19 protein-coding genes, 1 tRNA gene and 2 pseudogenes are annotated in these 26,622 nt (G+C 58.3%); 12 read left to right on the top strand and 10 right to left on the bottom strand.

The genetic code is table 11. The annotated features are described in order from the left end of the window. Nucleotides 1–162 precede the first annotated feature (162 nt). Nucleotides 163–6,687: a hypothetical protein gene (locus IPK32_14175; GenBank protein ID MBK8093092.1), complete on the bottom strand. Its 6,525-nt coding sequence runs from the start codon at nucleotides 6,685–6,687 to the stop codon at nucleotides 163–165. A gap of 160 nt (nucleotides 6,688–6,847) precedes the next feature. Between IPK32_14175 and IPK32_14170 the strand changes: the two genes are divergently transcribed. Next, nucleotides 6,848–7,837, top strand: a complete 990-nt coding sequence (locus IPK32_14170; GenBank protein MBK8093091.1) for a hypothetical protein — start codon at nucleotides 6,848–6,850, stop codon at nucleotides 7,835–7,837. A 71-nt stretch (nucleotides 7,838–7,908) separates the two neighbouring features. On the opposite strand, the gene IPK32_14165 is transcribed toward IPK32_14170, so the two are convergent. The 3 genes from IPK32_14165 to argH form a co-directional block, all read right to left on the bottom strand. Then, nucleotides 7,909–9,228 carry a DUF1552 domain-containing protein gene (locus IPK32_14165; GenBank protein MBK8093090.1) on the bottom strand — a complete coding sequence of 440 codons (1,320 nt, stop codon included), beginning with the start codon at nucleotides 9,226–9,228 and terminating at the stop codon, nucleotides 7,909–7,911. Nucleotides 9,229–9,312: 84 nt separating this feature from the next. Beyond that, entirely contained in the window at nucleotides 9,313–10,734 is a 1,422-nt protein-coding gene (locus IPK32_14160; protein MBK8093089.1) for a neutral/alkaline non-lysosomal ceramidase N-terminal domain-containing protein, read from the bottom strand. A gap of 136 nt (nucleotides 10,735–10,870) precedes the next feature. Next, nucleotides 10,871–12,241 (bottom strand): argininosuccinate lyase, encoded by a 1,371-nt coding sequence (argH, locus tag IPK32_14155; GenBank protein ID MBK8093088.1) that lies wholly within the window; start codon nucleotides 12,239–12,241, stop codon nucleotides 10,871–10,873. A gap of 122 nt (nucleotides 12,242–12,363) precedes the next feature. Between argH and IPK32_14150 the strand changes: the two genes are divergently transcribed. From IPK32_14150 to IPK32_14140, 3 genes are read left to right on the top strand one after another with little or no spacing between them, the layout of a single operon-like run. Then, nucleotides 12,364–12,771, top strand: coding sequence for a hypothetical protein (locus IPK32_14150; protein ID MBK8093087.1), 408 nt, complete (start codon nucleotides 12,364–12,366; stop codon nucleotides 12,769–12,771). Nucleotides 12,772–12,814: 43 nt separating this feature from the next. Further along, nucleotides 12,815–13,372 (top strand): LysM peptidoglycan-binding domain-containing protein, encoded by a 558-nt coding sequence (locus tag IPK32_14145; protein MBK8093086.1) that lies wholly within the window; start codon nucleotides 12,815–12,817, stop codon nucleotides 13,370–13,372. After that, on the top strand, nucleotides 13,369–13,995 hold the full coding sequence (locus IPK32_14140) for an N-acetylmuramoyl-L-alanine amidase (protein MBK8093085.1): 627 nt from the start codon (nucleotides 13,369–13,371) through the stop codon (nucleotides 13,993–13,995). The genes IPK32_14145 and IPK32_14140 overlap by 4 nt, the downstream gene beginning before the upstream one ends. 60 nt (nucleotides 13,996–14,055) lie before the next feature. Here the strand turns inward: IPK32_14140 and IPK32_14135 are convergent, their stop codons facing one another. Both IPK32_14135 and IPK32_14130 read right to left on the bottom strand, forming a co-directional pair. Next, complete coding sequence (locus IPK32_14135) at nucleotides 14,056–14,220, bottom strand: hypothetical protein (GenBank protein ID MBK8093084.1); 165 nt, start codon at nucleotides 14,218–14,220, stop codon at nucleotides 14,056–14,058. Nucleotides 14,221–14,341: 121 nt separating this feature from the next. Next, complete coding sequence (locus tag IPK32_14130) at nucleotides 14,342–14,740, bottom strand: hypothetical protein (protein ID MBK8093083.1); 399 nt, start codon at nucleotides 14,738–14,740, stop codon at nucleotides 14,342–14,344. A 115-nt stretch (nucleotides 14,741–14,855) separates the two neighbouring features. On the opposite strand from IPK32_14130, the gene IPK32_14125 reads away from it, so the two are divergent. Both IPK32_14125 and IPK32_14120 read left to right on the top strand, forming a co-directional pair. Then, nucleotides 14,856–15,452, top strand: coding sequence for a non-canonical purine NTP pyrophosphatase (locus IPK32_14125; protein MBK8093082.1), 597 nt, complete (start codon nucleotides 14,856–14,858; stop codon nucleotides 15,450–15,452). Further along, nucleotides 15,449–16,360, top strand: a complete 912-nt coding sequence (locus tag IPK32_14120) for a phosphodiester glycosidase family protein (protein ID MBK8093081.1) — start codon at nucleotides 15,449–15,451, stop codon at nucleotides 16,358–16,360. Before IPK32_14125 ends, IPK32_14120 begins: the two co-directional genes overlap by 4 nt. A gap of 7 nt (nucleotides 16,361–16,367) precedes the next feature. Here the strand turns inward: IPK32_14120 and IPK32_14115 are convergent, their stop codons facing one another. Continuing rightward, on the bottom strand, nucleotides 16,368–17,600 hold the full coding sequence (locus tag IPK32_14115; protein MBK8093080.1) for an NADH-quinone oxidoreductase subunit H: 1,233 nt from the start codon (nucleotides 17,598–17,600) through the stop codon (nucleotides 16,368–16,370). 431 nt (nucleotides 17,601–18,031) lie between these two features. On the opposite strand from IPK32_14115, the gene IPK32_14110 reads away from it, so the two are divergent. Further along, nucleotides 18,032–18,478, top strand: a complete 447-nt coding sequence (locus IPK32_14110) for a MarR family transcriptional regulator (protein ID MBK8093079.1) — start codon at nucleotides 18,032–18,034, stop codon at nucleotides 18,476–18,478. A 121-nt stretch (nucleotides 18,479–18,599) separates the two neighbouring features. Beyond that, nucleotides 18,600–20,075 (top strand): DUF1501 domain-containing protein, encoded by a 1,476-nt coding sequence (locus IPK32_14105; GenBank protein ID MBK8093078.1) that lies wholly within the window; start codon nucleotides 18,600–18,602, stop codon nucleotides 20,073–20,075. Nucleotides 20,076–20,159: 84 nt separating this feature from the next. On the opposite strand, the gene IPK32_14100 is transcribed toward IPK32_14105, so the two are convergent. Then, complete coding sequence (locus IPK32_14100; GenBank protein ID MBK8093077.1) at nucleotides 20,160–21,194, bottom strand: IS630 family transposase; 1,035 nt, start codon at nucleotides 21,192–21,194, stop codon at nucleotides 20,160–20,162. Between the two features lie 123 nt (nucleotides 21,195–21,317). Here IPK32_14100 and IPK32_14095 point away from each other — a divergent pair, with 123 nt between their 5' ends. Continuing rightward, nucleotides 21,318–21,800 carry a hypothetical protein gene (locus tag IPK32_14095; protein MBK8093076.1) on the top strand — a complete coding sequence of 161 codons (483 nt, stop codon included), beginning with the start codon at nucleotides 21,318–21,320 and terminating at the stop codon, nucleotides 21,798–21,800. A 117-nt stretch (nucleotides 21,801–21,917) separates the two neighbouring features. Here IPK32_14095 and IPK32_14090 read toward each other — a convergent pair whose 3' ends face one another. After that, a complete protein-coding gene (locus tag IPK32_14090) occupies nucleotides 21,918–22,154 on the bottom strand; it encodes a type II toxin-antitoxin system ParD family antitoxin (GenBank protein ID MBK8093075.1) in 237 nt (78 codons plus the stop codon). A gap of 515 nt (nucleotides 22,155–22,669) precedes the next feature. On the opposite strand from IPK32_14090, the pseudogene IPK32_14085 reads away from it, so the two are divergent. Continuing rightward, a pseudogene (locus tag IPK32_14085) lies at nucleotides 22,670–24,278 on the top strand (arylsulfatase). Nucleotides 24,279–24,318: 40 nt separating this feature from the next. Next, a complete protein-coding gene (locus IPK32_14080) occupies nucleotides 24,319–25,191 on the top strand; it encodes a sugar phosphate isomerase/epimerase (GenBank protein MBK8093074.1) in 873 nt (290 codons plus the stop codon). 45 nt (nucleotides 25,192–25,236) lie between these two features. Here IPK32_14080 and IPK32_14075 read toward each other — a convergent pair. Next, nucleotides 25,237–25,313: transfer RNA gene (locus IPK32_14075), tRNA-Pro, on the bottom strand. Nucleotides 25,314–25,541: 228 nt separating this feature from the next. Here IPK32_14075 and IPK32_14070 point away from each other — a divergent pair. Then, nucleotides 25,542–26,622 (top strand): annotated as a pseudogene (locus IPK32_14070) (DUF1501 domain-containing protein).

Raw genomic sequence — 26,622 nt, 5'->3', positions numbered from 1 at the left:
GATGACGGCTTAACATTGGAAAGGGCAGCGCTTTGAAATCGCTGCGCTACGACCGAATTACCCAGATTAAATCCTGCATAATCCTGTAATCTTGTAAATCCTGTCATCTGTTTGATAGGCTCCTGGTTCACTTCGTCATTTCATAACTAGGCCCATGCCACCTCATTGCCCCGGCGGATCGACTTCCTTCACGGTGGCACCGTGGGTGTCGCTGAGCACCAGGATGGCGAGTTTGGAGACGTTGTTCAGCTCCGCAGGCTTCAGCATCGGGTAATCGAGGCCATTGGCGGGCATGTCGATTCCTGGAGGCGGCGGCGCGGCGTTTTCGGCGGCATTCAGACTGGCGTAGTCAAAGCGGCCACGCAGGTCGGTGTAGCCGTCTTTGAAGAAGCGGACGGTGCCGTTGTTCAGCTTTGCATAGACCTTCACGTAGGCCTTCGGCAGCGGTTTGTCGGTGCTGAGGTCTCGCGTTTCGAGGCGGCCGTAGTTTTCGGTGAGCGCGAGCTTGAGCGTGTTGGCGTGGTAGGCCTGCGTCTGGCGTTTTCCGGCTCCGATGACCTCCACGAGTACGTTCGCCTTCGCGAACTCGCCCGGCAGCGGGACGTCGAGCTTCGTCGCGTCGTTCGGTAGAGCCTGCGTGGCGGTTTTGTTCGGCTTGATGATGCTGAAGCGGCCCGCGTCCTGGCTGACAAAGGGATTGCTGCTGAAGCTGAACTCGGGGTCCATCAGGTAGTAGTTCAGCGTGACCTCGGAGAGGTTTTGCCAATGGAGGGAGATCGTCTGTTTTTCGACCTTGAAGTCAAAACCGGGCTCTGTGGCGGCCAAAACGCCCTGCTGGGCTTCGCGGTCGGGTTGGGCGGGTTTTTCGGGCTTCGTGGCTTTACCGTCGATTTCGTCGGTTTGGGTCAAAACATCCGAAAAGAGCGTTTTCCAGCGTGGGGGCAGTTCTGACGAAATTTGCTTCGAAGCGATGCCACGCGCCGCCGCCACATCTCCCTCATAAAAGGCCGCGTAGCACTGGAAGTAGTCGTGCTGCAGGCGTGTGGGCAGTTTGGAGGCATCCACGGCCTTGAAGCGTGCCAGCGCCTCCTCGACGCGGTCTTGGAGGAAGAGGTAATAAACCACGCTCATGCTGTCCATGGCATCGAGCTGCGGCTTGTGCGCCAGTGCGGAGAGGAGCTGCGTGTATTGCTGGAGCACCGCCGGATTCGCGATGCGCCACTCGCTGCCGAGCCGATGAGCGCGTTGATTGACGAGCGGTGAGTATTCCAGGTGCTCGTAGCTGCGCAGCTCAATGGGGTCGATGGTCAGGAGCTTGCTGGCAAAATATGGGCCGAAATCGCCATTGATCAGCAAAAGCTGGCCGAGGATCGCCGCGTCGTTGTGGAGGAAGGCGTAGCTGAAGACCGCCTCATCACCGACATGATGCTGATTCATGAACGCGACGAGCTTCTTGTAAAAATCCCCCTGCTTGCAGCGCCAGGCGACGCGTTCGAAGTCGAGCGCTTCCAGGTTGTTCTGCTCCAAAAACGCGAACACCTCCGCTTCCGTGCCGTTTTGCGAGACGTAATCCCACGAGGCCTTGTCCACCTGCGTGAGTTTGGCCACGACGTTGAATTCCATCGGCTTCGCCGCCGCGCCGCCGACGTTCACGGGGAAGTGCGCGAACTTCACGCCCGCCTTTGCCGACACAGCGGGGAAGTAGAAGTGATACTCAAAGGTCTGCGTCGTGTAAGGCTCCAGCCGCACCTGTTTGGAGTCGGTGGCCTTGCTGCCGAGGATGGGCAGAGCGCCTTGCGGGATTTGCAGCAGCACAGCGGCCTTCACGCGACTGCTCGTCGGGTTCGTGACGACCACATTCGCGCCGTAAGTCACGCCCGTGAGGAATTCGGCGCTCACATACTTCTCGAACTTCTCATTGCCCTCCATCCGGTAGCGGTCGCCATGCCGGAAAAAGCTCTGCGAGACGAGGAGCTGGCCCTGCGCAGTCTTGTCGCCGTCCACGGGCTTGATCTCCTTGTGGAAAAGGATGCACGGCCCGCCTGCGGTGAAGGTGAACTGGCCGTTCTCCGCCTTCGTCGTGTGCTTCGGCGTCTCAAACGGCAGATCGAGCACCGCCAGCGCCAGCATCATCTCCGTGAAGTTCCGATGCGCCTCCGCCACATTCGCCGAGACAAAGCCGCCCTTCGATCCCGCCGCCACCCACGCCGCATAATCCCGCCAGAAGGCGTTCACGGTGACAAGTTCCGCATCCTGCTCGGTGATGCGCAGCTTGTAGTAATTGTTCTCCGCCCACTCCTTCGTCGGGCCGAGAGCGCGGTAGAAGACACGAACTTCTTGACGTGCGGCAGCAGCTGCGTCTTTGCCGAAGTAGCCGAGCGTGCCGCCATTGATCACTAACGTGCCTGCGCCGACTCCCATGCCGCCTGAGTAGGAGGTCGCTCCGCTTAGTGTCACGGACTCTGCCAAAACCATATCACGATCTGCGAGAACTCTCATAGGCATCACCCCACGAGCAGCCAATCCGGCGCCAGGAGCACTCGGTTCCGCAAAAGGTTCAGCAGCAGGTGGTGGAGCAGAAGGTGCCATCGCTGGCATTTGAGGTGCATCCGCTTCGGCTTGGCGTTTGGCTTTATCCAAATCTCCACGCCCGTTTTTGTCGTCAGCATACCCACTCTCCATCACTCGACCACGCAGCGCCGTTTCAAACAGGCGATCTGCTTCCTCGGGATTCGGCGGAATCATCTCCCACAGCTCACGCACATGCCGTGCAGCATTCGGAGCTTCGTTTTGGATGCGCTGAGCCAGCAGGATGCGCTCGACGATGTTCAAGCGGGCGTAGGCCCAGGGTTCGAGGTGTTTGGCGAGGTTTTGGCCGAGCAGATACTCGTCCATGAAGGTTTTGTCCTTCTTGTTGGCGAGGTAGGGCGCGATGACTTTGTCGAAGAAGGGCTTGTCCTTGCGCTGGAGGAAGAGGTTCAGCTCGTGGCAGGCGTATTCGCCGTATTGGGTGAGCTTTTCGTCGTCTTTGAGCTTCGGCCAGTTCAGCACGAAGGCGAACTCGGCGAGGTGTGCGTTGCCGCTGAGCGTGGTGAAGAGGCTGTGGACGCCGCCGAGCGTGTCGTAGGTCTCGAGCTCGCTGGTGAGGATGTCGGCGAGGGTGAGTGACTTGCCGGTGTCGAGCACGGTGATCTCTTTTTTCTGCGTGAAGGGCTTCGCGGGATCGAGATTTCGCGCGAGGCGCTGGTCGGCGAATTTCGTCGGCACCTCCGGTAGCGTCAGCGTGCGCCAGGAGGCGTTTTGCAGGTCCTCGGCGTAGATTTGGACGTGCTGGCGATCACCGAGCATCTTGCGCTCGATGCGCACGACGCCGTCTTTGTCGGGAACGAGGTTGTAGATGACCGGTGCGGAGCTGGCGAGGAAGTCGAGGTTCGTGCCGCCTTGAGGGCCTGCTTGGGCTTTCATTTTCTTCGCGGGCATGGCTTTGGGGGCTTCGAGTGCTCCAGTGGCTCCGCCGCGAGTCATGGAGGCACCTTCACCGGCTTGGTTGCCGAGCGCATCGAGATCCGTGCTGCGAATCTCCCACGGATTGAGCAGCAGGCCGGGGCGGGTGAGCATGTTGCCGGGGAAGAGCTTCGCGTAACGGCGTTCGAGGATGTAGCGGTATTCATCGCCGATCTCGCGTCCGGCGGAGTAGAGATTGGGATTGCGTGCAGGCGTGCCGGAGGCCGCGCCGAAGCGGGTGAAGCCGCCAAGACCATCGAAGAGGCTCTTGTCCGGCTCAAAACGCGACGCGGCGACGTGGACGCGGGCAAAAGGGCTGCTGTGCGCGAGTTTGACGGTGATGAAGTCTTTGTCGGTGGTGGCTTCGGTGATGTGGAGTGGCGAGTTGCCTTTGAGTTCGAGCTGGCGGTGCTTGCCGAGTGCCCAACCGCCGATGGAGGTGCCTGCGGTGACTTTGAGCGTGATGAGTTGGTCGCCGAGCTGGAGTGAGTAATCGCCGGGCTTCAGGCCGGTGATGGTGAGGAAGCCGTTTTCGGATTTGAGAAGGGCGGAGAGGTCGGAAGTGAAGGTTCCGGCGGTTTGGGAGAGAAGGGAGATTCTTGCGCCCCGTTGGGGCTGAACAGGTTGCAAACCTGTTCCACTTTCTGGGACGCGTATTACTTCGCCTTCGATGGTTTGGATGGTGGTGCTGAGCGTGCTGTCGGCTTCTTCGAGGGGCCAGGAGCTGCTGCGGCCATTCGGCGATTTGGCGGTGAGCTGCTCGATGCCTTCGAGTTTGCCGAGGGCGACGCGGCCCTTTTCGTCGGTTTTGAGGGCGTGGGTTTGCACGCGGGTGAAGTCGCGGTGCTTGAAGGTGAAGATGACTTGCTGGTCGGCGATGGGTTCGCCGTTTTTGCCGAGGAGTTCGAAGATGCGTTGTCCGTCGAAGGTGCTGAGATGGCCGTCGCTGGTGGCTTCGGTTTTGTCGATGCCGTTGAGGGTCCAGGTGTGGCTGGCGTTGAGATCGCGTTTTTCGCCGCCGTTGCTGAGGACTTCCACTTTGCCGCTAAGCGTCACGGCGAGGCTGGCGAGGCGTTCGGGCACGCTGAGCGTGTGCGTGAGGACGCTGCCGGCGCTGAGTTTGAGGTCTTTGACCTCGCGGGTTGTCGAAATGCCGTCGTGAGTGGTGCTGGTGATGGTCAGCTTGGGCTCGGTGAGCAATTCGGGAGCGAGATGGGTCTCTCCGAGCATCAAAGCGGTGCGCACGGCCAGCGTGGCCTCGCGGCGGGCGAGGAGTTGCTCGCGCTCGATGTGGAATTGCGCATCGAGTCGGTATTCCTCGGCGTGGTGGTTGAATTGCGTGAGGGTGGCGAAGGTGCCTGCGGCATCGCCGATGATGAGGTTCTTCGTGCCGGGCTGGTTCGTGAACGGAATGGCGATGCGGCCGAGTTTTTCATCGACGCTGAATTTGCGGCCCTCAAACCACGCGACGGCGTCTTTGACGGGCTGGTTCTTTTCATCGAGCACGAGGATCAAATCGCCTGCGGGGCCGGTTTGCTGCAAAACGTGCCATTGGCCGGTGCGGATGAGCGCACGGCTGCTGCGGCCACCGCCGATGAATTCGATGATCCAGGCCCCGCGTTTGCCTTTGAGGTCGGGGAACTGGGAGGCGAAACGATTGCGGGTGAAGGGGCCGGTTTCAAAGACGTGAACCAGCTCGCTGTTGGCGACGAGGCCGTCGAGATTCAGGTCGGTGTTGAGCTGGCGCTGCTGCGTCTGGAAGAAGTTGAGCGTGTTGAGCTCGAAAATCTTCACGATGAGCTTCGGCGTGTTTTTGACGATCACATCGAACGCGATGTCGTCGCCCGGCATGAACTGCGGCGCGTTGGTAGCGGGGAATTCGATGTCCACGCGGTCTTTGAGCTGCTGAAACTCGGTGGGCGTGATGAGCGAGGCCCAGCGCTCGGGATTGCCGATGCCATTGGTGATGAGCGCCTCGGCGAGGATGGGCTTGAGCCAAGTGTCGCTTACATGCTCGATCCACGGGGCGAGGAGATCGCGCGGATTCGAGTCGGCTTTGGCAGATGTGGCAAAGAGATGCAGGAAGTAGTCGCGGACGAGTTCTTCGTCGTTGTGGACAGGCGGCGAGATGATGAGCGGATCGCTGAGGTCGGCGTCGAGGTCACACCAGTCGGAGTTGTAGGTCCGCAAGAACTCCTCGTTGATGTAGGGCATCCGGCGCGGGAGCTTGAGGTAGCTGAGGAAGCGCTCGCGATCATAGACACCTTTTTTGTGGTCGTGATCGAGACGCAGGTAGAGGATGCGGGCTTTGAGAGTCTTGTGCGATTCGATGTCTGCCGCGAAGGCCCACACGCGGTCGAGCCAGGCCTCGCGCTCGGCTTTGTCGTATTCGAGGCTGACATCGGCGCTGGGGGCTAGTTTGCGCAGGTAGGTGTAGATGAAGTTCGTGCTCCTACCATGCTCGGCTTTCAGTTCATCGAGCTGCGAGATCAAAAGCTGTCGATGAATCGGCAAATCGCCGAAACCGATGTTCGGCTCCGCTTTGAAGTCCGTATTCAGCGCGGCGACGAGGTTCGGCACGTCAGGCCGCTGGAGCTTTTGCAGCACGCTGCGGCGTTGATCGGGCGTGAGAGCGATTTTATCGCGAATGAGCGAGGCGAGAGCATCCTGCGAGAGGCTTTGGAGGCCACGATCATTGCTCAAAGCATCGCGCAGGAAGACCTCGCGGCTAATTTTGGCGGGATCGAGGCGGGTGGGCAGGTCGGGCTTGGCATCCGGCACCTGGCGCTGGTGATCGTGACGGATGCCAAGGCGCTCGATGAGGTATTTCAGCGTGCCCTGCGGGTCCTTCTCGTAGCCGAGGATGGCCTCGCGGTTGAGGATGATGCGGCGGGCCTCGTTTTCGTCTGGGGTGCGGTTGCGCCACTCGTTGAGGAGGGCGTTGAGCTTCGCGGTGTCGCGGACGTTTTGGTAATGGAGGGCGTGGAAGAAGTAATACTCCTCCGAGCCGGGCACGAGCTCCCCGAGGGCCTTTTCACGATCTGCAGCGAGGGCGAAGCGCTCGATGAAGCCGATTTCGTTTTCGGCGTGCAGCGGCAGCGTGGGCAGCAGCAGGCCGAGGGCGACAATGAACGGACGAAACGGACTGAACGGACGGCGCGAGGAGGGGAAGGCAGTTTTCATGGTCGGCGTAAGGATACGAGACCGAGCATGACGGGGGAAGCGCAGATTTATTGTAAAGAGAGCGTCAAAACAGGAGTGGCTTCTGCTGAACCACTAGACAGAAGGAGCCTCAGCAGGTTAAAACCGCCTCTAAATAGCCAGCAGCAGCCAAATACATGAGATGATGCCAAAGCCCCCATTCCCTGAGCAACTCAAACCGGAGTGGTTATTGCCCGCGAAGACGTTCTTGCTTCCAAACTGGGATGTGATTGCGGCTGAAGTGGAAGTCGGATTGGACGCGGATTCTCTCCAGGAGCTGTATGTGCAACTCGGACGGCTTTGGATCAATGGGCTGAGGCAGCAATTCGGCACTGAGTACCAGTTGGTGGAGTCCGAGAATTTTTTCTTGGTCTCCCAGGCAGAGACGCAAAGGACCAAAGAGGCGCTGCGTTTCTTGGAGCATAGTCTCCGTCGCATTCACTCCGGTTTGCCGTTTGTACCAAAAAATCTCGGTTACGGTAAGTGGCCGGTGCTGTGTCTGGAAGGCGACCTCTTCTACCAATACCTACTGGACTTTTTCTCTGATGAGGAAGAGACGGTTGCGCATGTAGGAGGCGTTTACCTCAATCGCGGCTATGGCCATTTTGCTGTGCCTGACGCCGAGTTAGCGAGATATTCTTCCGTCTTCGTCCATGAACTCACGCATGCGGTTCTTCAGTCCTGTAATCTTCCAGCGTGGCTTGACGAAGCTGTCGCGATGACTGTCGAGAACCACATCACCCGGGAGCAGCCATATGAACTGACGCGGGAATGGATTCGCCGACATCAAGCCTACTGGACTGAGGAGAATATACAGAGGTTTTGGACAGGACGTTCGTTTTGGTCGCCGGATGAAGGTCAAGAGCTGAGCTATCATCTGGCCCGCTTTCTTTTTACCGCACTCTACCAGGGCGGCACCACAGAGCCACGCCTCATCTCGGAGTTCATTTCACAAGCTAAGCGTGAAGATGCTGGATTTGAATCGGCGCTTCGTTGTTTGGATATCGATCTTGGTGAAGTTCTCCATCATCTTTTAGGCGAAGGCCGATGGCAGCCCGATGTGGAGGCGATCAATGCGCTTTTTAATGAGGTGAATAGCTGCGCTACTGACACGAATGCGAGGTTTTGTTGAACCGCTAATAAGACGCTAAATTGACGCTGATAATTTGCTTTATCTATCAGCGTCACGCCAGTGGTTGCGCTTTAGATCATGAGCGCATTCTCTGCGTCGCCGAAGTGGCTCGTCTTCACGCCCATGCGGTCCATGAGGGAGAGGTGGAGGCGGCAGAGTTTGCGGTTGGGGTCTTTGCTGAGGTCGTGGAAGCGGCCGCCTTGGATGGTGCCGCCGCCACCACCGGCGAGGACGACGGGGAGCTGGCGGGAATCATGCGCATTGCCGTCCATGAGGCTGCTGGTGAGCAGGATCATGCTGTTTTCGAGTAGGGTGCGCTCGCCTTCGTTGGTGGCCTGCATTTTGGCGAGGAACTCGGCCCAGAGTTTGACCTGATGCTCGTTCACACGCTGATAAAGGCTGAGGCGGTGCTCGTCGTTGGCGTGGTGCGACAGCTCGTGGATGCCGCCGCTGATGCCATCGAGGCTTGGGAAGCGCATGTTGGAGAGGTCGTTGTTCATCATGAAGGTGGCGACGCGGGTGCGGTCCATCTGGAAGGCGAGCAGCATGATGTCGAACATGAGCCGCAGGTGATCCTCACTGCTGGCGGGGATGCCTGCGGCGGGTCGGCCAATGGTGGGAGCTTTGACGGTGGGCATCCAGCCTTGGCCATTCGTCTCTTCCTGACTGATTTTTTCGGCGAGCTCGACACGCTGCTCGATTTCACGCACGGAGGTGAGGTATTCGTCGAGCTTTTGCTTGTCGCGACTGCTGAGCTTGGGCTTGAGGCTGCTGGCGTCTTCGAGCACGAGGTCGAGGATGCTTTTGTCACGCTTGCGGCGGCTGCCGTCGTCGAAGAGCTGGTCAAAGGCCTGCTGGGGGAAGATTTCCTTCGGTGCGGGCGTGGTGGGCGTGCTCCAGGAGATGTAGGCGGAGTAAATGGAGGTGAAGCCGCTGTCGGTGCTGTAGCTGGGCCGCTCGGTGCCGAGCACGACGCTGGGCATGGGCGTGAATTTGCCGGTGTGCGCGGCGATGAGTTGGTCCATCGTGGTGCCGACTTCGACATCGGTGGTGGTCTTTTTCACCTTCAGGCCACAGAGGACGTTCATCTTCGGGTAGTGGCCGCCTTCGCCCTCCACGGTGGTGGGATTCCACAGGCCGGTGAAGACATTGATGTGCTTTTTGAGCCCTTCGAGCGGGCTGAGGGATTTCATCAATTCCATGCCCCCAGCGCCCATTTTGGCACCCCAGTGGTGCGGATTGACGCCATTGCCGGTGAAGCAGACGGCGAGGCGGCGTGGTGCGGTGTTGTTTTTGACCGATTCAGCTCCGAAGGCGCAGATAGACTCCAGCCACGGCAGGCCGAGTGCGGCGCCGGTGCCTCGGAGGAAGAGACGACGAGAAGAGTTCATTTTTTGGGGGACAGAGGAGACGCCGTGAACACACGGTTTTATGCAAGACACACAAGGCAGGCACAAATCCTGCCAAGAGCAGCGTCACTTCACCTCAGAGGCCATTTTGAGCAGGGCGTCCATCATTTTGACGGAGGCCTGGGGTTCGAGGTTGTTGGTTCCGGGCCAGGTTTCGTAACCACCGAGCTCGAAATGACGCGGGGTGGGCATGTAGCCGTAGTAACCGTGGGCGAGCTCGACCATGAAGCTTTTGGGGAAAGGGCTACGCTGGCGGAATTCGATGCCGGTTTCTGCAAAGGTCTCGCAGGGCGTGGTGCCGATGCAGATGTCGCCGATGCGCAGGATCTGGACGGGGGTTTTGGTCTGTGGGCTGGCTTGGGCGAGGCGCTGCACGCGTCCGGCGTAGGCGAGGGGTAGGTCTGCTTTGCCGCCCTGGATGCGGGGTGCTTTGGACTCGGTTTCTTTGGCCCAGGTGATGAGTTCATCAGGGATGCTGCGCCATTTCACATCGAGCTCGCGGTAGCGGGCGGCGAGGGGGGCGCGGTCTGTCCAGGTGAGCTTTTGCAAGGCATCGTGGACTTTGGTGGCGACGTCTTCGGCGACGTAGCGCATCTGCTCATAAGGTTTTTTGCGTGGCTGGGGAGTGCGGAAGTTGATGTTGTTGGCATCACCGCTGGTGCCATTGGCCATGAGGGCGACGAAGGGCGGATAGTCGCTGCCGCCGGTCTGTAGGCGCTTCAGGGCCTCACAGTAGTAGCCGTAGTAATCGGCGGAAATGTCTGCGCCCTGCACACCACCGACGTAGTGGAGTGAATAGGCGGAGAAGATGGAGATCATGCGACCGCCGACCTCACGCAGGGCGATGAAGGAGACGCGTGGATCGGGCTCGCTGGCGGGTTTGACGAGTGCAGGATTGCCCGCGCCGGGGTTCATTTTGACTTGGTCGATTTTGCCAAAGGGATTCGGCGGCATGCTGCCTTCTTTGAGGAACCAGCGGCGGATATGGACATGCTCTGGCACGTCCACGGTGCCAAAGGCGATCTCCGCCGGACGCAGCAGGGTGTGTGCACGCCGCACTCCATCCGCGATGCGGCGAGCGGCGAATTTTTGATAATCCGTCAGCTCCAGATCGGAGGTGTATTGCCGCACGGGGCCGCTGATGGCACTGGTGGCGGAGTGGGTGTGCGTGCCGCTGATGAGCACATTCGCGGCGGGGATACCGATTTCTTTTTCGATCAGCTCGCGGGCGAGCACCGAGACACTGCGGTGCAGGCCGAGGAGGTCGCAGACGACGAGGGCGAGCTTTGTCTGCCCATCATCGAGCACGAGGCAGCGAGCGTGCAGCTCATCATGAATGTGGGTGCATGGATAAGGGGCAAAACCGCCGATCACATCGCCTCCGAGCTCCGGTGTGATGTTGGAAGTGGCCGCGCCGGCTCGGAACACGGCGTCCTGGGCACAAAGGGGCAGCGAAACGGCAAGGAGGAGGCAAAAGAGCGATTTCATGGGATGTCGTGTCACCAGGATTTGGAATCTCCTAACCGCTGATATGACGCTAATAAGACGCTGATTCAGAATTCATTTATCAGCATGAAATGAGCGTCTCGTTAGCGGTTTCAAACCTTCTGCTTCGCAGAGTTGCTTATTTCACGCTCAGCGTCTCACGCCAGCGTGCGAGCTGAGCGCTCACATTGGCGGGGGAGGGGGCTCCGATGCCTTTGCGGGCTTGCATGGCGGTTTCGAGACTGAGGCAGTTCAGCACATCGGCCTCAAAGACGGTGGAGAAGCGGCGGAACTCCTCCAGGCTCATGTCCCCAAAGCTACGTTGCTCCGCGATGCTGTAAGCGACGAGCTTGCCGATGACTTCGTGCGCCTGACGGAAGGGCACGCCATGGTTGACGAGGTAATCGGCCAGATCGGTGGCGAGCAGCATGGGATCGGCTGCGGCGGCTTCTGTCCGGGCGCGATTCACATCCATGCCGCGGACCATTTCGGCAAAGACCTCCAGGGCGAGCTTGATGCTGTCCACGGAGTCAAAGAGCGGCTCTTTGTCCTCCTGGAGGTCGCGATTGTAGGTCATGGGCAGGCCTTTGATGAGCGTGAGGATGCTCATGAGGTTGCCGATGAGGCGTGCGGACTTGCCACGCGTGAGCTCGGCCACATCTGGGTTCTTTTTCTGCGGCATCAGCGAGGAGCCGGTGGTGTGCGCATCGCTCAGGGTGACGAAGGCGAACTCGGCGCTGGCCCATAGGATGACATCCTCACTGAGGCGGCTGAGATGCACGCCGACCATCGAGATGGAGAAAAGCAGCTCTGCGATGAAATCACGGTCGCTGACTGCATCCATCGAGTTCTGCGTGACAGAGGCGAAGCCGAGCTCTGCGGCGACGAATTCGCGATCGAGGATGATGGTGCTGCCCGCGAGTGCGCCGGAGCCCAGGGGCATGATATTGAGCCGCTCGCGGCAATCGAGCAGGCGGGTGACATCCCGGTCGAGCATCTCGACATAGGCGAGCAAATGATGGGCGAAGAAAACAGGCTGTCCGCGCTGGAGATGGGTGTAGCCAGGCATGAGCACGCCTTCGGCACGCTCTGCGCACTCGATGAGGGCTGCCTGCATGGCGTTCATGAGATCAAGGAGGGCATCAATCTCTGCGCGGCAGTAGAGGCGCACATCGGTAGCGACTTGGTCATTGCGACTGCGTGCGGTGTGGAGCCTGGCACCTGCGGGGCCGATGCGCCGAGTGAGCTCGGACTCGATATTCATGTGCACGTCTTCCAGAGACGCTTTCCACTCGAATTTCCCTGCTTCGATGTCTGCCAGGATGCCCTGGAGGCCGCTTTCGATCTGGGACTGCTCCTCAGCCGTCAAGATGCCCGCTTTGAGCAGTCCTTTGGAGTGAGCGATGGAGCCTGCGATGTCATGCGGATAGAGCCGCCAATCAAAAGACACAGATTCTCCGTAGCGTTGCACGAGCACGCTGGTTTCCTGGGCGAAGCGACCTTTCCACATAGTATTTTATTAAGAGGGCGCGGAGGGTAGGCCGTGAAAGCAATCTGGCAAGGCTGGGTGTCCTCCGTGTCGTGATCACAATGCCCTTGCCACACGGCGCGGCAGCGCCAGCATGGCCGCGCATGCAAAAAACATTCTTCCAACGCAATTGGTACTTCTTCACCCCCGCTGCCATCCTGGCCATCCCCATGATCATGGGTTTTTATTCGATGGTGAGCTGGGGATATAGTTTCAAGGAATCCATGACCGCTCTGGTGCACTTCGGCTCCACGGACACGCGGTATTCTGTCGGCTTCACGGAGGATCGCTTCCGCTTGCTCAAACCCGGCATGGACGGGCGGAAGGTCTATGAAGTGGTGAAAAATCCATTCGAGCGCCAGAATGATGACACGCTGTGGCGCTACTCGCTGCCCCAGGACAATGCGACCTACTATCATGAGCGTGCTGTGATCCTGGAGAAAGATGCGCAGGGTATCCCGCGTGTGAAGCAGGTGATCCGGCGCTTTCATACTCCTGATATGAAGCCGTGATTGATCCGACCCTGTTTGCAGCGAAGCTCTGGCTACCATCCGCATGAAGTTTTTCCCGAAGTTCACGCTCCTTTCCATCATCGCCCTGCTCGCTGCGGCGCTGTCCTCCTGTCAGCAATCACCGCCGATCAAAGGACTGCCCAAGCGACTGCCCGTGATCAATCTGCATGGCAGTGCGGAGACGCCGCCCCATAGCATGGCGCAGAACGAGTATCCCTTTGATGAAAATGGCGACTACAAGACGGAGTGGCTGTCATCCAACGGAGGAGGATCGAGCGGCGACATCGATGACCGGACCTGGCGTAGCAGCCACGGCGGAGAGCCCACACCACAGCGTGACTACACGCCACCGCCGAAGAAAAAGCCAGTGAGCAAAAAGACGACGAGAAGCAGCCGCTCATCGTCCACCAAATCGAAATCCAAGTCTGGAAGCAGCAAGAGTAAGTCAGCCCCACGCAGTAGCTCCTACACAGTGAAGTCTGGAGACACACTCAGCCGTATCGCTGCACGGAATGGCACGACGGTATCGAAACTAAAAGCCGCGAACGGACTTAAATCGGATGCGATTCGCTCTGGGAAGACCCTCAAAATACCACGGTGACTTTTTGGCCACAGCTCCGCAGGCTGCTCTCCGCGCTGGTTTTGACTTGCGCGGTTTTTTGGTCCCCTGCGGAGGCCGTGGCGCAGTTCAGATTCAGCACCGTCGTCATTGATCCTGGTCATGGAGGGAAAGATCCTGGTGCGCTGCGCGGACAGAGGGTGGAGAAGCACCTCGCGCTCGATGTGGCGAAGCGGCTGGAGACTGCGCTGCGTGCCAAAGGGCTGAAAACCTTCATGACACGACGCACAGATGTCTTTGTGGACCTAGATCAGCGTGCGGCACTGGCGAATCGGTTTTCAAATGCCGTGTTCGTGAGCATCCATTTCAATACGGATCCGCAAAAGGTCAAAAAAGGCGCGGAGATGCACTACCACAGTGACAAGGGCTTAGTGCTCGCACGGGCTCTGGATCGCACCTTTGATCAATCTGTCCAGATGGGGTGCCGGGCTCTGATGGAGCGCTCACGCCTCGTCGTCCTGCGAGAGACGAATATGCCCGCCGTGATGGTGGAGTGCGGCTATCTCACGCATGCTGGCAATGCGTGGCTCTGCGGCACAGCAGATCATCGTCAAGACATCGCCAATGCCATCGTGGCAGGCCTGCTGGCGGTGCGGAAAAAATAAACCGCCGCCAGAGGGCTGCTCCGGCGGCGGCGTGGGTGTCGCGGCGTTTTTCAGCGCGGATTATTTCTTCTCTTTGCAGCAGTCCTTGCCGCAGACTTTGCCAGCGTCTTTGCAGCACGCGGCGCAGTTGTCCTTGCAGCATTTCTTGCAGGCATCACTCGCTGCTAGGGCAGGCAGGGCACTACCCAGGACGGCAACGGAGAGGAGGAGTAAGGATGTTTTCATAAGATTTCTATGTGTGAGTATGGATCTGAAACGCCCGTGGAAAAAGACACGCCAGACAGGGACGGGGGGCTCAAATCAGGCGTGGATAGCACCCCGCTGGGCCGGGGCTGCTTCTGCCCGCTCACAGCAAAAGTGCATGATACCGCTCATAAAGCGGCGCACGATAGGGGCTAGGTGGTCCATGTTCATGCAGACCCGCATGCGAATCACAGACGAGTTCGTTGAGCGGCTTTGGCTCAAAAGTTTGCCAACCAGGGAGGATCGCTTCTCGATCCAGCATGGGCGCAGGGACGAGCGGCAAGGTTTTGACCATGTCGCGTGGTGCCTGCGAAAACGTGCAGCATGGACAATTCTCAGAGTGGTCTGGCTTTGATCCCGTCTGCTGCGCGGAGCATCCCGAAGGATGCTCCGTGGGGCAGCAGCCGGCCATCTCCACCCGAGACACCTCTCCGTAACAGCACCAGCACATCGGAAAACCGATGCAGAAGCTGAGGATGAAAGCGGTGATGCGGGCGGCCATAACATTGTCTGATGAGACAACGCCACTGCATGTTCATTTTGTTTGCACAGAAGTTCAGCGGGCTCGCTTGATCCTTTGACGGAGGTGGCTGCCACTGCTGTGTTCGTGCCCTGACATGCCTGACCTATTTTTCGCCACATCGAATGCCCATAAGACCGCCGAGGTGCGCTCCATGCTCCCTGGATTCTCGATCACGGATCTTCGCGCTCATCCAGGACTCACTTTGCCCGAGGAGACGGGGGAGACCTTTGAGGCCAATGCGGCGATCAAGGCCTGCGGGGCGAGTGTGGCACTGCCGCCGGGCACTCTGGTGCTCGCGGATGATTCTGGACTGGAGGTGGATGCTCTCGGCGGTGCTCCAGGAGCGCGATCTGCCCGCTACTCGGGTGAAAACGCGACGGATGCATCCAATCGCGAGAAATTGAAAAGCGAGCTCGGTGCTCTAGGCGCTGCGCCACCCTTTACGGGGCGGTTTCGCTGCTGCATGGCGCTGGTGCGTGATGGAAAGGTGCTGCATGTGGCCCATGGCACGGTGGAGGGCACTTTACGGCTCGCAGAGCAGGGCGAGGGCGGTTTCGGTTATGATGCGCTTTTCACGCCGGAGGGATTTTCCGACACTTTTGGCGTTTTGCCGGCTGAAACGAAAAACCAGCTCAGTCACCGCGCCCGTGCCCTAGCAGTCATGTCCGATTGGATGCAGAAAAACCTGTGAAAACTCTCTTTTACGCCCTTCCAGCTCTCGCCGTGGTTTTGAGCTCCTGTGTGGCTCCTTTGCCTCCAGAGCCCGCCATCGAGCCTCCGTTTGTGCCGCCACCGACACAGATCCAGCCAGCGCAGCCCGAGCCAGCTTGGACGTCACCGCCAGCTCCGCAGATCGAAAACATCTCCCTTCAGACAGGGTGGCGGCGAGTGGGAGAGAGCCGCATCACGCCGCTCGCAGCGGCGGGGGCATGGCTGCATGAGTTTTCTGTCGCACATGACAACGGGGCTGGAGCAGAGGCGCAGTTCATCGTCTTTGACACCCGGCAATGTGCGCTGCGTGTGCTGGATCAGCCAGATTCATGGGCTGGCGCGGGTGCGGTGGATGATGTGATCGACGCATCGGGTGCCATTGCCGGCGTGAATGGCGGTTTTTTCTCGCCGGAGTTCGCGCCACTGGGCCTCATGATCGCGGGTGGTCGCCGCACGGGCTCGTGGCAGGCGAATAAGCTGCTCACAGGCACGATTGCGGTCACACGCGGCACTCCACGACTCCAGTGGAATAGTGAATCTGGCCGCGGCAGTGGCTGCGAAGACTTTTTGCAATGTGGACCACGTCTTGTGGATGCTGGGCGTCCGATGCCCACTCTCGACCGCGCCAAAATGGCCTCTCGCACCTTCATCGCGGCGAGTGGTGGCCCGCTTTGGGTCCTGGGCACGCTCCACAGCAGTTCATTGGCTGATTTGGCGAGTATCCTCGCGACGCAGGATTTGATTCCGGGACTGCGGATTCACCGTGCGCTGAATCTGGATGGTGGCCGCTCGACTGCGCTACACGCTCGTTTGGCTGATGGCAGCAGCCGCACCCAATCAGGCTGGTCCACGGTGCGGAATTACGTCGCGATCACACCGCGCAGGTGAGAGTGCATTACTTCACGAACCACAGAATCACCGCTGTGAGGAACACATTGAACAAGGCGAGCTCAAAGAACACCTTCCATCCAAGCGCCATGAGCTGATCAAAGCGGAAGCGGGGCAGCGTCCAGCGGATCACGATGAAGAAGACGATGAAGGCGAAGACTTTGGTGAAGAAGGCACCGATGTGGAGCAGGCCCGTGTACCAAGGGGTCGTGTCCGCTGTGAAATGAAGCTGGAGGGGGATGATTTTCTCCAAATAGGGCCAGAAAGGAATGCTCCAGCCACCGAGGAAAAGCGTCACGGCGAGTCCAGAGCCGATAATCATCGCGGCATACTCACCCATGAAGAAAAGGGCGAACTTCATCGAGCTGTACTCCGTGTGATAACCCGCCACGAGCTCCGTCTCGCACTCCGCGAGGTCAAAGGGCAGGCGGTTCGTCTCTGCGAACATGGAGACGGTGAAAATGCAGAAGGAAATGACGATGGGGACCAGCAGCAGCATGCGGGACCAGCTCAGTCCATCTCCCCACAGCGGTAGCAGCAGCCAGCCGTTGGCATCTTGATACTCTGCCATTTTGCCGAGGTTCAGCTCCCCGAAGATCATGAACACCGGGATGATCGAGAGGCCGAGAGAGATCTCATACGAGATCATCTGGGCGCTGCTGCGCACGCCGCCGAGGAAGGGATACTTCGAGTTCGACGACCAGCCTGCCAAGACGATGCCGTAAACACCGATGGAGGCGATGGCGAAGGTGAAAAGCGGCCCCACACTCAGATCCGCAATGACCAGTGGGATAGGAGCGGTGAAACCCGCGCCGCCGAATACGGAAGTAATGAGTGGATTGAGAAACCGCAGATCCAGCTCACTGCCAAAGGGGAGCACCGCGCAGGTGACGAGCGCTGGAACGACGACGAGGCAGGGTGCGAGCCAGAAGTAGAACTTCCGCACATGCGCCGGCACGAAATCCTCTTTTAAGATGAACTTCAGACCATCCGCCATGGCCTGGGCGAGTCCGCCGATGCCGAGGGGCTGCCAGTCTTTCTTGAAACCGAGGAGTGTGAGTGGCACGCCGACACGGTTTGGCCCCACGCGGTCCTGGATCACTGCCGAGATACGACGCTCGAAATAAACCGAGATCGATACCAGGGGCAGAATGACCAGGAAACAGAGAAAAATGATCTTCCCGACGGAGGCGGCGAGAAAAGCGAGATCGAGGGCAGCAAACGTGAGCGAGGGGGTCATCGGGCGGGTCGATTATCAGGGTGTGGGCAGGAGCGGCAACCCGATTTTGTGAAAACTTTCACAAGGCTGGAGGAGCTTGGGCTGGGCAGGGGAGGTCTATTGGCGACCGGGTGCTTCGTCGATCTGGGCACTCTATTATAGATAGGTGGGAAGGGATTAAGATAAAGAGTGAGAGAATGTGTGGCACGAAGGGCTACGAGCTAGAAGAGCATGAAGTGACAAAGAGGGCCAAGTGAAAGCCTCTCTTGCCAAAAAGCCTTTCTCGTGTAATAATTCGGTCATATTAATTTCTCACGTTTGATAGCTTTTTAGTGCCCGTGGCTAAAAAGTTATGAAATATATGGAATTAATGTTGCCTCCATGTTTGAGAGTCGCTATATTACCAGAATCCAAGAATTTCTAGAACCCCATAGCTCTAAGGAAACCACAATATGACCAACGGAACCAAGCCCCAGGCCAAAGACCACGCCAAACTGGCAGATTTCATTCTGTTCAGCCAACGCGAGTTCTTGCTCAACCTCTCCCGAGAGCTGAACCGCGATAACATCTCCTTCGCCCAGTTCTTCCTCCTGAGCTATCTCTCGACTAGCCCCGAGCTGACCATGACGGACATCGCCCGCAAGATGGGCCACTCCACAGCAGCCGCCACGGGACTCGTGGATCGCCTGGAAAAGCTCGGCTACATGGAGCGCACCCACGCCATCGACGACCGCCGGAAGGTGCTCGTGCGCATCACTTCCCAGGGGCTCCAGCTCGTCGCCCGCCTGCGTGAGGAGCTGCAAAACCAAGTCGCTGCCGCCATGAGTGAGACATCCGCTCTCGATGCCGCAGAGTTCATCACTTCCTACCAGACACTGGATACGGCTGCCGTCCGCTAATCTCCCGATAATAGCCAGAAACGCCGGAGGCGCTGCGGTCCCTGACTGCTGCGCCTCCGGTGTTTTTCGGCATAGGGGTGCCTGCAAGCCGCCACACCGCACGAACGTATTCACTGCCCTCATGGACCCGATTCTGGAATATCACCAACAACAGACGCGCAGGCAGTTTTTTGGCCAGGCGGGTCTCCGTGCCGGCAATATCGCCCTCGCGAGCATGCTCGGGACAGATTTGGCGCAGAGCCTATTTGCCGCAGGGGCCCAGAATCAGGTGCACGCGCCGCTGCCGGGGCTGCCTCATTTTGCCCCTCGGGCGAAAAGGCTCATCTATCTCCACATGAATGGAGCCCCCTCACAGCTCGATCTGTGGGACTACAAGCCGCAACTCCAGAAGCACTTCGACAAAGATCTACCCGATAGCGTGCGCAATGGTCAGCGCATCACCACCATGACCAGCGGCCAGGCACGCTTCCCGGTGGCACCGAGCATGTTCAAATTCCGGCAGCATGGCCAGAGTGGCCGCTGGGTGAGCGAGTTGCTTCCGCACACGGCCAAAATCGTTGATGACGTCGCCGTCATCAAAAGCGTCCACACGAGTGCCATCAATCATGATCCGGCCTGCACCTTTGTGATGACGGGTAGTGAGGTGCCGGGGAAGGCCAGCATCGGCTCTTGGCTAGCTTATGGCCTCGGAAGTGAGAGCAATGACTTGCCTGCCTTTGTCGTGCTCACTCCGACTTTCCCAGCGGCCAGTCAGGCGCAGGCCCTCTTCACCCGCATGTGGAGTAGCGGCTTTTTACCCACGCGATTCAGCGGTGTGGCACTGCGTGGGCAGGGTGATCCTGTTTTATATGTGAAAAATCCGCCTGGTGTCGATCCGAGTGACCGCCGCACCATGCTGGATGCGCTCAATAAGCTCAACAGCATCAATCATGCCCGTATGGGTGATCCAGAGATCCAGACCCGCATCGCTCAGTATGAAATGGCTTTTCGCATGCAGACCAGTGTGCCGGAACTCACCGACCTGAGTCGGGAAAGTGCCGCCACACTGGAAATGTACGGCCCGGATGTGCAGCGCAGTGGGAGCTTCACCCATAGTGCCATCATGGCCCGGCGCCTCATCGAGCGCGGTACACGCGTGGTGCAGATCCTGCATCGTGGCTGGGACCAGCATAATAATTTGCCCAAGCTGCTCCGTGGTCAGGTGGAGGATAGCGAGCGTGCCTGCGCCGCACTCATCATGGATCTGAAGCAGCGCGGCTTGCTCCAGGACACACTCGTCGTCTGGGGAGGTGAATTTGGACGCACCGTTTACTCCCAGGGCACGCTGACGCAGGATAACTACGGCCGCGATCATCATCCGCGCTGCTTCACCATGTGGATGGCCGGTGGCGGGGTGAAATCTGGCATCGAATACGGCGAGACGGACGACTTCAGCTACAACATCGTCAAAAATCCCGTCCACATCAATGACCTGAACGCCACGATCCTGCACCTCATGGGCATCGATCATCGGAAATTCACCTTCAAGTTCCAGGGACTCGATCAGCGCCTGACTGGCGTGGAGGAGCATCATCCTATCGCTGCGGTGATGGCGTAAGCGGGGGAGGGCAGGAGAGAAATGGGTAAAGGGCTATGCGCTCAATCGAGCGTAGTGGCTTTAGACCGACTCTCAAAAAGGATGTCATAAACGCGTCTTTGGGCGGCACTGGGACTGAAGGATGGAGGGCTGGTCGAACAAAGAGCGCAGGGACTCGATGATACGGTCCTGAAGTTGCTCGGAAGTCTTGGCGATCCAGCCGTTGAACCAGTCGGCTTTCATGCGCAGCCACAAGCGTTCGATGGCGTTGAGATCGGGCGAGCGTGGTGGCAGATACTCGGGCTCAAAGTGGTGCCAGTTAAGGCTCTTGGTCTTGTGCCATGAGGCGTTGTCGAGCACCAGGATGGCGCGGCGTCCTGCCACGTGCGGATTCTCCTCAGCTAGAGTGTCAAGGAACACCTGAAAAGTGACGCTGTCGCACAGGTTGAAGAGCAGTGCGCCGAGACGTCCATCTTTGGGCCGCACTGCGCCAAACACATTGTAGCGGATGTGCTCGCCGAGATAAGGTGAGTGGCGCACCTTGCCGATCTTGGTCCAGGTACGGCGCGGGCGCGGATCGCCTTCAAAGCCGCTTTCGTCGCTGAACCACAAGTCGACGCTCGGATCGGCCACCCAGCGCTGGAGCTTTTCGCAGAAGGCTTGGCGCTTGTCCTCATCCTGATTGAGCGGCCAGGGGCGCGGAACTTTGAGGCGGTAATCGTGCTCGTGGAGATAGCGCACGGTGGTGCTGTAGCCGAGTTGCGTTTGCAGGTTCTGCTTGATCCAGCCGTGCAATTTCACAGCGGTCCAGTGGCTTTGTCCGGCCAGTGAGGGATCTTCGATGAGAGGTAGGATTTTACCGCTCACTTGTTCCTTGGGCAGGATTCGGCGACGGCCGCTGCTACACCCGGGAATGAGACCATCAAGGCCGGCGAGATTGAAGGCTTGGATGAAGCGCAAAACCTGCCGCAGGCTGAAGCCTGAGAGGTCAGCGACTTGCTCGCGGCTCTTGCCTTCATAAAGCCAGCGCAGCGCTTGAAGCCGACGAAAGCCCTTCTTCGTGGGTGAGCAATCCATCGCCACGCAGACCTCTTCCAAGGTCGCGTTTTCGAGATTGAGTGTGATACACGGGCGGGCCACCGCTGCCTATTAATTACCGCAATTCTAAAAAGTACAGCCTCAATATGACATTCTTTTTGAGAACCGGTCTATTTCCGGTATTTTGGTGCTATCAGTTCAGAGTGGAAAGAGCAACTGTTTCGATTGTCCCAGATCGAAGCAGCTGACTGGTATTTTAATAGGGCTGTTTGCCATCTCATGGTGGCCTGCCAAAAAGCATATGATAAACCCGGCCACCAACGCAAACCAAGGTTCTATCGCAATTCGGCTCTAAATAAACTCAGCGAGTTTCGGAAACAAAAAGGGAGCTGTAAGTCACTGGAAGAACGAGGCCTCGTTAAGCACCCAAAGTGTGAAGACGTAAAATTACTCTTGTCGATGATTGAGGAGCAAAGTCTCAGCGATTTCGACAAGAAGTTGAGCCGGCTCAAAGCCATCTACGCAGAGAATGCCAAGGCCATGGACTCATTTTGGAATGAGCATACCCTCTCAGGCATGCAGAAGCAGGCGGTCAAGATCGCCAAGAATAAAGCCATCACTCCAGCCGTGCGTCATGCAGTTATGAGTCATCTGGATTTCTGGGCGAACGATCCCCGTGACCTGGTAGCCGATTCCAAAATCCTCTGAACCATGCTAGGCTGGCAGTCCAAGCCACGGGTTGAGATGCCGACGGTGTATCAAAGCAACATCTAAGCTGGGCCGACCGTCGGGGCGGGCACATCCTTGTGTCTCATGGTGTTCATTTCATGTCTTGTAGGACGCTTCTCCGATGTAAGTGCAGTCTGCACTCGTCAGGAAACGGCCCTCGGCCATGTCCTGAAGCCCTTCGTCAATCTTGGCTGTCACCGCCATCTTCCAGCGTTCTTGCTGCCGCATGAGCTCCAAAGACTCCTCCACGACTTCATCTTCGTCTTGATAGAGTCCCGTGGCGATTTTTTGCCGCACAAAGGATTCGAAAACAGTGGGTAGTGTCACAGTCATGAAGAAAGTCTGCCTTGCTGCCTACCAACCGTCAACAAGCCTGTGCTCGGCGGTGGCTTGGTGAACAATCCCAAGGCTTTTGAAAACGAAATGGCAGAGATGATTTCACGCCAAGGCAAATGGCCACAGGTTCAGAAAGCTTCTGGGAACCTTTGCCGCTTTGCATCTCGGCCAGAGACTTTAAAACCAGCCAACCTTCGAGCCGAAAACCGGCTCGCTATGCTTCGCTTCATCATGATTTGTGAATTCATGAGATGAAGATGGGGAATCTAAACCGCTTATATGACGCTCTTTTAACGCTGATATTTGGTTTGGGATTAGCGTCGGGTCAGCGTCGAATTAGCGGTTAAAAATCACAAAACCTCACGACGCGAAGCATAAGATGTATTCGACTGAATATGGCAGCTTTACATCATGCGCCAGTAGCAGGCGTTTTCAGTGTACATGGGCAGTCTGCGCCACGCTTTTCTCTTGGGCTGAAACTTGAGCACCATGCCTGTCGTTATCCACAGATCATGCGCTCCTTGCTTCCCCTGCTTTTTGTTTCACTGGCTACCCTTGTTCCTCTTCAAGCTGCTCCTGCCGCAGCGAAGCCGAACATCATTTTTATCCTCTGTGATGACCTGGGTTATGGCGATGTGAAGTGCCTCAATCCTGAAGGCAAAATCGCGACACCACACATGGATCGACTGGCGAAGGAGGGGGTGATCTTTACCGATGCACACTCCGGCTCCAGCGTCTGCACTCCCACACGCTACGGCGTGATGACAGGCCGCTACTCCTGGCGGTCAAAGCTACAAAGCAGCGTCCTCGGTGGGCTCTCTCCGAGGCTCATCGAGCAGGGGCGGCTCACCGTGGCCTCCTTTCTGAAGCAAAACGGCTATTACACTGCCTGTGTCGGAAAATGGCACATCGGCATGGATTGGGTGAAAAAGGGTAGCGTGACGGAACTGGGCATCGAATCTGCCGAGCAGGTCCATAACGTTGATTACACTCAGCCCATCGCTAATGGCCCACTCAGTGTCGGTTTTGACTCCTACTTCGGCATCAGTGCCTCTCTGGACATGGTGCCGTATTGCTTCATCGAAAATGATCGTGTCCCGGTCAATCCGACAGAAACGATGAAGCTCCTCATGAATGCCGCCAATCGCAGCGGCAAGGCATTCACCCGCGAGGGGCCAGGTAGCCCGGGATTTCGCGGTGAGGATGTGCTCCCCGCCTTTACCAACCGTGCGGTGAAGATCATCGACGAAAAAGCTGCTGATGCGAAAAGCGGCAAACCCTTCTTCATCTACATGCCGCTGAACTCTCCGCACACACCGATCCTGCCGAGTGAGAAGTGGCAGGGAAAGAGCGGCCTCAGCTCCTACGCTGACTTTGTCATGGAGACAGACGACGCCATCGGTCAAATCATGACCGCCACAGAGAAAAAGGGCATCGCTCAGGACACGCTCATCATCGTCACCAGTGACAATGGCTGCTCTCCCAGCGCTGACTTCCCACTGCATCTCAGCAAGGGCCATAATCCCAGCTACAACATGCGTGGACACAAAGCGGATGTCTTTGATGGCGGTCACCGGGTGCCATTCATCGTCCGCTGGCCAGCGCAGGCCAAAGCAGGTCAAAAATCCGCCCAGCTCACATGCCTCACCGACTTCCTCGCCACCTGTGCCGACATCCTAGGTGAAAAATTGCCCGAAACGGCTGCGGAGGACAGTTACAGCTTCCTCCACGTCCTGCGCGGCGAGAGTAGCTCGGACTCACGTCCCAATATCATCCACCACAGCATCAATGGCAGCTTTGTCATCCGTGAAGGCCCGTGGAAGCTAGCCCTCTGTGCCGACTCCGGCGGCTGGAGTGCCCCGCGTCCTGGTCAGGCCCCGAAAGACGCCCCAGACTCCCAGCTCTACGATCTGAGCGCCGACATCGGAGAAACGAATAACCTCATCGCCGAAAAGCCCGGAAATCGCCGCCAAGCTCAACGCACTCATCCAAAAACAAATCACCGATGGCCGCAGCACCCCTGGTGCCGCACAAAGCAACGCCGTCGAGGTCATCCTGCGCAAACCCACGCCGAAAGGCCAGCCTAAGAAGGGGAAGAAGAAAGAAGCTCCGAAGAAATAGAGGCGGCAGTCTTTTCGCATTTTCCAGCTCCTTTCTTCACATGCCTACCCGCCGTCGATTTTTACGATCGAGTGCTCTATTTGCTGCGGGGCCACTTCTGGCCGCGAAGGACGACCTCAGAGGCGAGATCGGCATTACCACCGGCTCCTTCATGCGGCATCTCAGCGCTGAAAAGGCGGCTGGAAAGCTGCGCCTACTCGATCTGCCGCAAATCATGCGTGAGGAGCTCGATATGCGGGTGATCGATCTCATGACCGCCACCCTCGTTTCGCTCGAGCCAGCCTACTTAGAGCGACTCCGCGCAGCTGCGGAGAAACACGGCTGCCTTTTGACCAATCTGAAAATGAACCAGCCCGGCCTCGACATGGCCAGTGCTGATCCCGTGATCAAACAGGCCGCCATGCGTGTGTATAAGCACAGCATCGATGCAGCGGCACTGCTCGGCTGTCGCTGGGTGCGTCCACTGCCGCTCCCAGACAGGCCTAATCCACAGCGCCTCGCCGCAGCCATGCGGGAACTCATCGACTACGCCGCCAAAAAGGAAATTACCGTGCTCGTCGAAAACTATGGCTGGATGATGACCGATGCCGATGCCATCCCCCGCGTCATCGCCTCTGTCGGCCCTGCTCTGAAAGCCCAGCCCGACACCGGTAACTGGAAGGACAACACCACCCGCTACACCGGTCTCGAAAAAGCCTTTCCGCACGCCGTTTCATGCGATTTCAAAGCCTTCAAACTCGGCCCCGATGGCGCTCACGCCGATTACGATCTGAAAAAGTGCTTCGACATCGCTTGGGCCACTGGTTTTCGGGGTCCCTGGTGCATCGAGCACTTCCACCCCGACTTGCCTGAGCTGTTTCAGGAAATGAAACTCCTGCGCGACCTACTCCGCAGGTGGATGCGGACAGATTGATCCTCTTTTCCTCTCCAGATTCCCTGATTTAAAATCCAAGTCATTTGGTCGGGCTGGCGGGATTCGAACCCACGACCTCTTCGTCCCGAACGAAGCGCTCTACCAGGCTGAGCCACAGCCCGAATCGTTGATTTTCAAGGCTTTGGGGTCGATTCGGAGACTCCAAAACCCTGCTGCTGCATATTCTGCACGCAGCGAACGGAGGGTATTATGTGGGGATGAATCCTGATGGCAAGTCGATTCCTCGGGCTGGACACAGGCCGGAAAGACCCATGAGCAAAGTGGCATCATCCATTCAGTTTCCCGCCCGAGGAGCGTATGTTCTGGCAACTTCCTCACCAACGCGCCCCATGTTCACCTTCACCGACAAAGCTGCCGTCACCACCTGCGATGGCGTCACACGCCGCGATTTCATCACCGCTGGTGCTTTGAGCGCCATCGGGCTCACGATGCCGGGTTTCGCCAAACTGAGGGCGGAAGGCAAAGTGGATGCCAAAAAGAGCAACAAGGCCTGCATCATGATATTCAATCTCGGTGCGCCGAGCCAGCAGGATCTCTGGGACATGAAGCCGGATGCGCCGAGCGAGATTCGCGGTCCTTTCAAACCGATCCGCACGAAGAGCAACGCCTTCGAGATCTCCGAGATCCTGCCGCTGCACGCGAAGATCGCGGACAAATTCAGCCTCGTGCGCTCCTGCTACCACACAGCCGCGGCGGTGCATGATACCGGGCATCAGATGATGCAGACGGGCCGTCTTTTCACCGGTGGTGTGAATACCCCGCACGTCGGCAGCGCTTTGGAGTTCCTCCAAGGCCGCCGCAGCGATCTGCCGGCTCATATCATCCTGCCAGAGTCGATGGGCCCCACCGGTGGCAACATGCCGCATGGCCAGGACGCGGGCTTCCTCGGCAAGGCGTATGATCCTTTCGTCCTAAACGCAAATCCGTCCGAAAAGGACTTCAAGGTGCCCGATTTGCTCCCGCCGAAGGAAATCAGCGAGGTGCGGATGGAGCGCCGCCGCGAAATGCGCGAGCCTGGTGGACAGCAGCGTGCGGAATTTCGAATACAGCGAGCAGGCGAAGCTCATGGACAGCAATTTCGAGTCCGCCTACCGCATCATGACCAGCACGCAGGCCCGCGAGGCCTTCGATCTCACCAAGGAGCCGCTCAAAGTGCGCGAGCGCTACGGTTTGAACCGCTTCGGACAGAGCTGCCTGCTCGCCCGTCGCCTCGTCGAGCGCGGCGTGCGTTTTGTCACCGTGAACACCTTCATCACCGTATTCGGCGAGATCACCTGGGACATTCACGGCTCCAAGCCCTTCACCAGCATCGAAGGCATGCGCGACATCGTCGCGCCGATGTATGACCAGGGTTACAGCGCCCTCATCGAGGACCTTTTCCAGCGCGGCATGCTCGACGACACCATGGTC

It is taken from the genome of Verrucomicrobiaceae bacterium (genome assembly GCA_016713035.1).
Taxonomy (GTDB): Bacteria; Verrucomicrobiota; Verrucomicrobiia; order Verrucomicrobiales; family Verrucomicrobiaceae; genus Prosthecobacter.
This window is presented reverse-complemented; position numbering and strand designations above follow the sequence as displayed.